This window comes from Aliiruegeria sabulilitoris (assembly GCF_001558155.1).
GTDB lineage: Bacteria > Pseudomonadota > Alphaproteobacteria > Rhodobacterales > Rhodobacteraceae > Tropicimonas > Tropicimonas sabulilitoris.
This window is the reverse complement of the sequence record NZ_LOAS01000030.1, coordinates 55635-64897: the sequence shown is the minus strand read 5'-3', so window position 1 is coordinate 64897 and position 9263 is coordinate 55635. Positions and strand designations below refer to the sequence as shown.

Here is a 9263-nt window from a genome sequence, read left to right as displayed (position 1 = left end):
AAAAGCCCCCACTTTCTGCGAGAACGACAGGTTGTTTTTCCACAGAATCGGCGGGGAGCAGTTCTCTGATCGCGGTCATGTCAAGAGGCTGGTTTGTTGTCATCCGGGGTCCTGGTTCTCTCCGAAGTCGGGTAGTCCGCTTCATGATGGCGTCCGGGGCTGATCGTCTGGAATGTCATTCGCGGGGTTGGCTTTTGTGAGCCGCCCCGACCGCTTTTGGCGAGATCGATCTGCCACCGTCCCGGAGGACGCCAAACCCACCCTTTTCCTCAGGCGGGTATGCTAACTCTCAGGTTACAGGCTCCTTTGTCCATTTGAACTCGGTTCCGTTGCGCCAGATGGCGTGGAGGATTACCGCGATTTTGCGCGCGGTTGCGACTGCGGCCTTTTTGAACCCTTTGCGACCGCTGAGGCGAACCGCCCACGATCTGAGCGGAGAGAAACGCCTGACTTGCGTCATCAGTGTCGTTGCGGCGGATACGAGCAGTCGTCGCATCTCGGCGTCTCCGCATTTGGAGATGCGACCGGACCTGTCGATCTCACCTGATTGATATCGTCGTGGCGTTAGCCCCAGGAAGGCGCCGACATCCGTCGACCGGCGGAACCGCTGCGGATTGTCGACGGTGGCGATAAACGCGAGGGCGGTGATCGCGCCGACGCCTGGAACCGTCATCAGGCGCCGAGCCGTATCGCTTTTTCGGGCAAGCGCCACCAACTCGTCTTCAAGCGTTTCGACCGAAACGCACAGGGTTCTGTGTATCGGTATCATCCGTTCAGCAATCAAACCGAGCACGGGATCATTGGAGGTTGCTTCGGCCAGTTGGTCCCGAAACGATTGCCGACTGCGTGCATGGCCAACAGGCCCCATCCGGAAGCCGAAAGTTTTGAGCACGCCCCGGATATGGGCCTCCAGTTCCTTGCGCATCCGTAGCAACCGCTCTCGTGCACCGATGAGCGTCCGGACCCGGTCCGAGGTTTCGCTGCGAACATGCACCTCGACGAACCATCCGGTCCGAGCGAGATGCGCCAAACCTTCGGCGTCGGCGCGGTCCGATTTGTTGAGGCGTGCCGACAGTACCTTGTGGGCACTCCGAGCATCGATACAAACGACGGGTACACCCCGCTTCGCCAGCTCTCGAGTGAGCCAAGTGGAAAGTTGTCCGCTTTCGTGAACAACGCGTTCGGCATCCGGTGCTGCCGTCGCCAGATACTTAGTGAGCGCATCAGGATCGGTTGCCACGCAGCCGCGCGCAAGGACATTCCCGCTCCCGTCCACCACACAGATCGAAACCTCCTTCAATGAAACGTCGAGACCAACATATTGGCACATGGTCATTCTCCTCTCGGCTGAACCTTGGTGAGGCCAATACTATCGGACCTCGTTTGCCCTTGGAGAGCGACCGCCGCGATCACACCATGTCATTCGCTGCTGACAGAATGAATGGCCGGTTCCGTTTCGTTCAGCCCTTGCGCTGCGGTAGCGTTCGGCTCGTATTGGGTGTGCGATTCACCACTGTGCTCCGGATCCGCCGGGGTCATTTTTCGGAAGGAACGCAAGGCACTCGGGTTGGTCCCAATCCCTTCATTCAAATCTGTTGCAGCCCGGCGGAATGGGCAGAAGGCCTCGCCGTTGCCAACTTTTGCCGTTCGAGCAATCGGGAGCCTGGTTGCGATCACAAGAACAAGCGCCCGAACAGGACTGCGCCGCCAGAAAGCAGGAACGCCGACTTGAGCAGAATGTTCGAGAACCCGATCAACCCGTAGGAAATCAGGCCAAGCCCCGTGCCGGTGATGCAAAAGGCGATCAACGCTCCAACGGGATCATGCTCCAGGTTGATGATCCCGGGGTTGGCGACCATCGAGAACGGGATGATATAGAGGCCGATACCGAGCGCCATGGCGGTCACGGCGACACGCAGCCAGTTTTCCCCAACCATTCCGGCAGCGATGAACACCGCGCCGCAGACCGGCGGCGTGATGGTGGACAGCAGCGCGAACCAGAAGACGAAAAGGTGTGCCTGCAGGGGTTCCAGCCCAAGCTGGATCAGCGCGGGGCCGGCAACGGACACACAGACCACATAGGCGGCGGTCGTCGGCACCTCCATCCCCAGGAGGAGGCAGGCGAGGGCGGTCAGGAACAGGGACGGCCAAAGCATTCCCCCCGAGCCTGACAGGATGACGGAGGTCAGCTTGACCCCCAACCCGGTGATGGACAGCACCCCGATCACGATCGACGCGCACAGGATGATCGAGGCGATCATCGACACCTGTTTGGCCGCCGTCAGAAGAACCTTCTCGAAGCGTTTGGCCGTTCTGCCCGGATCAAATCTAAGATCCTTGCCAAGGAACAGCAGAAGGGCCGCGGCCAGGATGGCAATGCAGGCCGAATACTGCGGGGTGAACTTCCAGTAGAACATACCCAGCAACAGCACGGTGAAGGGCACCAGGAAGAAGCTCGACGTCACGATGACATCCCGCCCCGGGGGCTGGTCCTCAACGTTGATTCCGCTCAGGTCGAACCGGCGGGCGTAGGCGTTGATGCCGATCCAGACCGCGATGAAGAACAGAAGGGCGGGCAGGACCGCAGCCGCCATGATCGAGGTGTAGGGCGTTCCCGTCAGCTCGACCATCACGAATGCACCGGCCCCCATCAAGGGAGGCATTATCTGCCCGCCAGAGCTTGCCACTGCCTCGACTGCCGCGGCGAGTCGTTTGGGGTACCCGAGGTTGGTCATGGCCGGCAGTGTGATCGCGCCGGTTGAGGCCACATTGGCCGAGGCCGATCCCGAGATCGACCCGAAGAGCGCCGAGGAAATCACCGAAACCTTGGCCGCGCCGCCCTTGAGATGCCCGGCGGCAAAGGCGGCGACGTTCATGAAGCCGCTCCCGGCCTCGCCGGCATTCAGGACAGCGCCAAAGATGACGAAGATTGACACGACGCCGACGGAAACAGCGGTCAGGCTGCCCCACAACCCGCCCTCGGCAATGGTCATGGTCCCCAGGAAACTGTTCAGCGGCGCGCCGGAATGGCCGAACTCTCCGGGGATCAGATTGCCGAACAGCGCGTAGAGGAGCGCGATTGAGGCCACCATCGGCAGAGGCCAGCCAATGGCGCGCCGTGCGGCCTCGATCACGGTCACCAGCAGGACAATGGCGATCCCCAACTGGAACCGGGATTCCAGAAAGCCATATTGGTCCGCCAGCATGTTGTGGTTGAAAGCAACCCAAAGCGCTGCGCCGGACCCGAGGATCGTCAGCAGGGTCCCGGTCGTAAGGCCCAAGAGGCTTTTCGGTTCGAACAGGAGAATGAACGGCAGCACCAGCGCCATGTGAACCGGCCGGCTGACCAGGTTGGGCACAAGCCCCCAGAAGATCAGGCCGAGGTGGAACGCAACGAGGCAAAAGGCAAGCGCCAACCACAACGCCTTTCCCGTCCGGCCCCACTGGAACGTCTGCTCTTCCATCGCCTGCCTCTCTGGTCTGGTTGCGCGAAAGGCGTTCCGCGCAACCGATTGGTCTTGCGCCGTCAGGGGCGGATCACATCTGCTCGGGCGTGAGTTCGATGCCGGCTTCCTTGTAGTAGCGGGCAGCGCCGGGATGAATCTTTCCGGAGATATTCGCCATGAGCCCGTCTGTCACACCGTTCCACCAGGGGGCGGCACCGGCCATGTCTGCCTTCGCTTCCCAGAATGCCTTGGTCAGCGCGTAGGCGGTGTCATCATCCATCTTGGTGGTCGTGTAGGTGACCACCGGCAAGGAGGTCGTCGTGATATCTGCCTCCTGACCGGCATAGGTTCCGGCGGGAATGGTCAGCTGCGTGCGCTTGGTGGCCGCGACCTGCTCGTCATCCAGCGACAGAACCGTAACCCCGGTCGAGGCGGCCGCTTCGACAACGTTTGGAGCGGGCCAGGAACCGGCGGTGACAAAGCCGTCGATCTGGCCGTTCTTCAGGGCCGGAACCGCATTGGACAGCTCGACATCCGCAATCTCGACCTTGCCTTCAAGGCCGAAGAGGCCAAGATACTTTTCACCTTCGCGAGCCCCGAAAGAGCCTTTGCCCAGCAGGATCGTCTTGCCTTCAAGGTCTGCAAAGCTGGTTGCGCCACTGTCGGCGGACATCACGAAATGCATGGTCAGGGACGGGATCGGGAACAATGCCCGGATCTCGTCGAAGGACGGGTCACCCTTACCTTCGAACATCGCCTTGCCGCCCTGGGCGAGCTTCACCAACACCGGCGGCGTTGTGAACACGTAGTCGCCGCCGCGCGCGCGAACCTCCATCACGTTCTGGGTCGACCCCTGGCTTTCCTCGACGGTGACGATGATATCGCCGCCCGAAGCGGATTTCATCGCCTCGGCGATCTGAACGCCCATCTGGTAGTAGGAGGATGTCGACTTGGCGGATTTGTAGGTGATGCGCGTTTCGGCGTTGGCGGCACCAGTTGCCATGATGCTCGCGGCGGCCAGAATGGCGGCAGGTTTCAGTATCTTGAACACGTTGCTCTCTCCCATTTTTTCCAGAGACATCTTGCGCATGGAGGGTGAGTATTCAAGCGGCGTGGCCCGAAGGAGGCGCGTTCCGGTGACGCGCCAGTTGCTGTGGAACAATACGCGACGGGGTCACAGGGGCCATTTTGGCCTGACCGATCTGCGTGCTGACGTCAGACACCCGCAGCTCTGATATACGAAGACCCGTTCCGAGACATGGGTCTCGAAATGCTGGAGGGGCTCCGCACTGTTGTCCGACTTGAGACCAGGTTCGAGCAAGGCGATATCCCCGAAGACGCGCAAGAGCGCCTGATGACCAGCCTTGCGGACGCCGGCACGCGTCTTGAGGACAATGGGCATGATATCGAAGCGCTTCTTGCGCAGCGTTGGATTGTTGCCGAGAACCGCAAGCGCGCGACGACATCAACGAACGCCGACCTTGAAGACGCGGACGTCGCGATCAATGGCTTTCTCATCCCTGCGGGATCAAACGACGCGGGGGCCCCGATTGCCTATCTCGTTCCGGAGGTGGGCATGTGCAGCCACATGCCGCCTCCGCCTCCGAACCAACTGATCCGTGTCCAGCTTGCAGAGCCGTCTCCGATCTCCACTCCATACGTTATGGTGCAGGTTTCCGGATCTCTCCAACAGCAGGCCAGCGACGAGACCATCTTTGTCTCAGACGGAGAAACCCGAATGCTTAGCATGTGGCTGCTCAATGCGGAGACTGTCGTTGCGGCCACCGGAACGACCGATACCGTCGCGCTCAATGAATGGCAGGAGCGTATTCGCTCAAAAATCCTCGAACGAAAGTCTACAGGCAACGACTGAAATCAGAGTGGTTTCTATCCTCGATTATTCGGTGAGATAGAGCCCGCCTCGCCCGCCAGATCTTCACCTGCGACGCTCACACACAGCTCAGGTCCTTGTCTTGCTCTTGAGACCCAAGCCGCGAGCGCGCAGAGAAGATTTTGGGCGTCTACCCACCCGCCCAAAGCGAGAATGCCCACCCGGCTCGTCCCTGTTCGGCAAAGGCCGACAAACGTATAGGCGCGCTGTCCTCCGAAGGGACTGCTTCATCGGAAACAGTCCCTGCTGACGTGCTCAAACCGTCACCCTTCTGATGCAGCGGAACACCAGGATGAAGCATGTTGACGAGAAGGGCGTCACTCGGCCTCGCCAGAGGACACCTGAGTAGGGCTGTCCGCTCCCGATTGCTGCACGGAGAATGGTCTGATCGCGAAGTTCTGCAGCCACTCCTCAACGACGATAGGCTCAAATCGACCGCGCTCTTCGACCGGAAACCGGATGGGTTGGCCGGCCCATACCTTCTGGAACTGACCATCTCTGACCACCAGTTGCCCGTTGACGATGACGTAGGGAATTCCGGTCGTCGGATTGCCCTGTTCACCGGCCTTGTAGGTTGCGTTGTCGCGAACGCGCTCTGGATCGAAGATGGTGATATCTGCCACCATCCCTTCCTGCATACGACCACGCATTTTCATGTCTTTCAGGCCTGTGTCGCCCAGGTGCTTCGCCGGCCAGTACGACATTTGCGCAAGAGAAAACATGAGTGGAACACCCTGTTCACGCCCGAGCCGAAACACAGTTCCGCGGGTGCCAGCGGTTCGCGGGTGACCCTGATACTCGGACGGATCCAGATCCCAGCTGTCGAGCCCCTTGCCCGAGTAGATCGAGTCCGAAGCCACGATCATATGCGGCATCCGCAGCCAGTAGGGCAGCCATATCTCGCGAGAAGGGCTGAAGACGACGACGAGACGACTGGGGTCAGTGTCACGCGTTGCCTCATACTCCGCCTGTGTGAGGAACTTGTCAGCAACGGGATCATACATCGAGTCCTCGTACGGAACTCCAAAGGTGGCGTACACTTCAGGTTTGAAGAAATCAGAGGAAATCGACGTCGAAGCCGCAGTGTAGGGATAGTACTCGGACCAGACGTTGTAGCCTTGCGCCCTGGCAGCTTGCAGCTTTTCTTCGTTCTCCCACCACCCGTAGTCATTGTTGTGCAACAGGCTTACCGGTGCATCAAGCGCCATCGCGTTGGCCAGGATTTCATCGAATCCCAGCGGCGCCTCGGGTGTCACAGGGCTCCCGTGAAAACGCACATGCGCCCCAAGATAACGGCCGTATAGAGATCCGACTTCCTGTGTCTTGAACATCTCGTAGGTCGTAAGACCATTGGCCATGTAGCCCACAGTGGACGCAATATTGAGGGCGCCTTGGCGAAGCTCTTCGTCGATATGGGACAGAACTTGGTTCAATTGATCCAGATTGCTACGTCCGTCCTGCCAACCACAGAATCCGTCCGAACAGGCCTCCGCCCGCAGCCCGCCCAGAACAAGTGGCGCGTCATACCAGCCATCAATCGCGACTTCGGGGTCGTGCACCCTCAAGCGTGCGCCTTCCTGGCTGACACCTGTGCCGTAGTTCAACGGCCACGCGCCGTCCTTGGCCTTGTACCATTCGGCGACGTTTATTGCCCCGATCTCAAGGTCCATGCCCGTCGTGACGCCGTCCAGCGCAGCAAGCTTCAACGAAAGACCGTCGAGCGCGTGAAAATGGATGTCGATGAATCCCGGCGCCACAACATGTCCCTGGGCATAGATCGTCTCCGCGCCGGTGATCTCGTCTTGCGTAATCGTCTGGATGATGCCGTCCGTGATCCCCACGTTAAGGACCGCGTCGAGCATCGTCTCAGGATCCATGACGCGTCCATTGAGGATAACCGTGTCGTAATCCTGTGCGAAAACGGGTTGGCCAAATACCAATCCGACTGAAAGGGCAAACGCCGGACTCGCGGCCAACAGCCGCTTGGTCTTCTTGACGGATACGGACATCTGTATTTCCTCTCTGATTACCTGTTTTTGGTTAATTCAATGCGAGCGGATCGAAGGACCCGCTCCTCGCGGCGGGAGAGCCAGCAAAACTCGGAGCAACGGCTCGTGTCTCCAGACGCTTGTGCAGCGAGCAAAGCACTTGGGCAAATCCCGCACCATTGCTGAGCGGGTCGCCATCTTGACCAAGTTTTTCCCCCAGCGAGCTGACATCGATGCCAGCCGATCGCACGAGATCATTGAAGGCCGTGGTTCCACCATCCGAGTTGAGGGTGTCGCCCCCAGTGATCGGAGCGGTCGAGGGCGGGAAGACGAGCCCGCTCAGACCGTTGGAGTTGTCGTTTTGAGCGTTGGAGAGCGTTGCAATCATGGAAAGAAAGGTCGCCGTCATGATCAACTTGCGTGGCATCGGCGCTCTTTCCCTTGTATTGTCAATTGCTGCGGTTGAATGCAGGCGGCGCCATCAATCACCATTCGACGGGGGCCAGCCATTTCTCGGTTTTTCTCGTCTGGTTCATCCAGCGCACCGGCGTCGATGGGAACTGGTGCGATGGCCAACTCCCGGTTCAAGTCCTCGAATGTGATGGCTTGAACCGACCCTTTGCCGTAACGATCGGCAACCTCATGCGAGCCATGCATCAAAATGCTGCCCTGAAACGCAGCCCGAACAGAGCGATCATGTCCTCATCTGGATTGAATGCAGGATTCTGGATGATCTGGATGCTTGGCGTGAGTTCGAAGCCTTCCGTCAATTGCCACTTCTGAAAGACCTCGACCGTGATTTGGTCGTCCAACACCGCCCCAAAGGTTTCTTCGTTGGGACGGCTCCAGTTGATACCGGCGCCAAGGATGCTTCGGCTCGGATCCTGAGAATAGCCAAATCCGGTGCTCAAGGCGGTCTCATAGAGGCTGCCGCCCCCGTCCGACCAGCCGCCGCGCAGGAATGGGAACCAGTGCTCGCCCACGATCTGGCTGACACTGAAAGCCACACCATGGCCCTCAGGCGTCCCGGCCTCCTCGCGTTCATCAATTTGCCAGAACGTCAGGTGGGCGTTGTTCACGAAACGCGCCTTCTGACCGGTGGTCCAGCCGATCTCGAATGACTTGAAGGTCTCGCCCTGATTGAAAAGCGTATCCCATCCGGCATGTGGGTCCGCAGCATCCGCATTGGCATCTGCGACACCGGCGGCGACGTATATGTTGTCATTCAGGAAGTAGCCAGCCGCCGCGCCGAGAGCTCCATCCGGCAGCCCTCCGATCGTTCCGGACCCGGTTTGAAACGCGAGATTTGAGAAACCCTGCCATGGACTCGCCAGCGCATAGACATCCACATAGTCCGTAACATCCAGCCAGCCGACATAGGCAACCCCGCGGCCCTCTGCGAAATTTTGTTCCCAGTAAAGGTGGGTCGTACGCCATCCCTGATCGCTGAAGACTGAGCTCACCAGTCCCGCGTATCCCAGTTCCGGACCAAAGTCCGTTACCGCGACATTTCCATATCGATGGCGATTCTCGAACTTGAACACGAGACTGCCATTGTTTTCCGATCCGCGTCCCGCCAACTCCCAGGAGCCAAATAACCGGAACGCCCCGCTGCCAGCCGTATCTTCCCCAAGACTCTCGGACGCAACAAATCCCAAGGCATTGTAGTCGAAGCCGAAGTCGAGACCGGTTCGGTCCTTTATCGACGCTTTACGTTCCGACCACGCGTTCTGAAGGTCGACATCCAGTACATCGTCCTTTTCCTGATCGTCGGAGGCAAGCAAAGAGGGCGTCGAGTCCGGCCCAGAAAGGACATCGCCGGCCGACTGAGCATGCAGCGAAACGGGTACGACCAAAAGCACAGCCGCGGCGGAAATCGCGATCGATGATCTGTGGACTTGCACAAAAACACCGTCAAGCCGCGCTTTGTTCAGCATT

The 9263-nt window shown here is 59.5% G+C and carries 7 protein-coding genes; 1 reads left to right on the top strand and 6 read right to left on the bottom strand.

Features of this window, described 5'->3' with window-relative positions; genetic code table 11:
• Positions 1 to 289: 289 nt before the first annotated feature.
• From AX756_RS21010 to AX756_RS21000, 3 genes are all read right to left on the bottom strand, one after another.
• A complete protein-coding gene (locus AX756_RS21010; protein WP_231701128.1) occupies positions 290 to 1336 on the bottom strand; it encodes an IS110 family RNA-guided transposase in 1047 nt (348 codons plus the stop codon).
• Between the two features lie 337 nt (positions 1337 to 1673).
• Positions 1674 to 3464 carry a TRAP transporter permease gene (locus AX756_RS21005; protein ID WP_068316690.1) on the bottom strand — a complete coding sequence of 597 codons (1791 nt, stop codon included), beginning with the start codon at positions 3462 to 3464 and terminating at the stop codon, positions 1674 to 1676.
• A gap of 73 nt (positions 3465 to 3537) precedes the next feature.
• Positions 3538 to 4497, bottom strand: a complete 960-nt coding sequence (locus AX756_RS21000; RefSeq protein ID WP_269432973.1) for a TAXI family TRAP transporter solute-binding subunit — start codon at positions 4495 to 4497, stop codon at positions 3538 to 3540.
• A 303-nt stretch (positions 4498 to 4800) separates the two neighbouring features.
• On the opposite strand from AX756_RS21000, the gene AX756_RS20995 reads away from it, so the two are divergent.
• Positions 4801 to 5319: a DUF3299 domain-containing protein gene (locus tag AX756_RS20995; protein WP_197431104.1), complete on the top strand. Its 519-nt coding sequence runs from the start codon at positions 4801 to 4803 to the stop codon at positions 5317 to 5319.
• 335 nt (positions 5320 to 5654) lie between these two features.
• Here AX756_RS20995 and AX756_RS20990 read toward each other — a convergent pair whose 3' ends face one another.
• The 3 genes from AX756_RS20990 to AX756_RS20975 form a co-directional block, all read right to left on the bottom strand.
• Positions 5655 to 7346 (bottom strand): amidohydrolase family protein, encoded by a 1692-nt coding sequence (locus AX756_RS20990; RefSeq protein WP_068316681.1) that lies wholly within the window; start codon positions 7344 to 7346, stop codon positions 5655 to 5657.
• Positions 7347 to 7377: 31 nt separating this feature from the next.
• Complete coding sequence (locus tag AX756_RS20985) at positions 7378 to 7752, bottom strand: hypothetical protein (RefSeq protein WP_068316678.1); 375 nt, start codon at positions 7750 to 7752, stop codon at positions 7378 to 7380.
• Between the two features lie 229 nt (positions 7753 to 7981).
• Positions 7982 to 9262 (bottom strand): carbohydrate porin, encoded by a 1281-nt coding sequence (locus AX756_RS20975; protein ID WP_163886822.1) that lies wholly within the window; start codon positions 9260 to 9262, stop codon positions 7982 to 7984.
• Position 9263 lies beyond the last annotated feature (1 nt).